Source organism: Pseudomonas sp. QD4 (assembly GCF_049199125.1).
Taxonomy (GTDB): domain Bacteria; phylum Pseudomonadota; class Gammaproteobacteria; order Pseudomonadales; family Pseudomonadaceae; genus Aquipseudomonas.
The window spans coordinates 1-510 of record NZ_JBLZOM010000020.1 but is presented as its reverse complement, the minus strand read 5'-3'; the positions used below and the strand labels follow the sequence as shown (position 1 = coordinate 510).

At 63.9% G+C, this 510-nt stretch carries 1 pseudogene; it reads left to right on the top strand.

Annotated elements, in window-relative coordinates:
- A pseudogene (locus ACOZJV_RS34695) lies at window positions 1-510 on the top strand (hypothetical protein); the annotation flags it as partial.

Sequence of the window (510 nt, the reverse complement as noted above, 5' to 3'; positions counted from 1 at the left end):
ACAACAGCGCGGCAGGGCTCAGGGCACCGCTGCCGCCCATCGATGTCGAGGCCGAAACCCAACGCGGGACCCGACTCAAGCAGACCGAGGCCCGCGAGCGGCTCGAAGAGCGGTACGACGAAGCCCAGCGGGCGAGTTTCGAGCGGGCCTACCTGGCCGAGCAAAAGGTCTGGCAGCAGGCCATCGACCGCGAGGGCGAGCTGTACGCCCGGGAATACCAGGCCGCGCCTTTCCAGCTCGCCGCCCGGTATGACTACAGCGTGACCTCCACGCGCTCCGTGGAAGGTTTTATTCGCATGATGAGCCTGTGCCTGGTGGGCGGCCCCAGCGAAGTCATTCATCCAGATACCGAGACCCTGGGTGCGACCCAGCGCCTCTGGAAAAACCTGCTCGAAGACCGCCAGAGCCTGCTTTATCAGGCCTTGCTGGCCAAGGACCAGGCACTGTTCGACCAATTGAAAACAGCGCTGGCGGGCGATGATCTGGGCAAGCTCTACGACACCCTGAAAA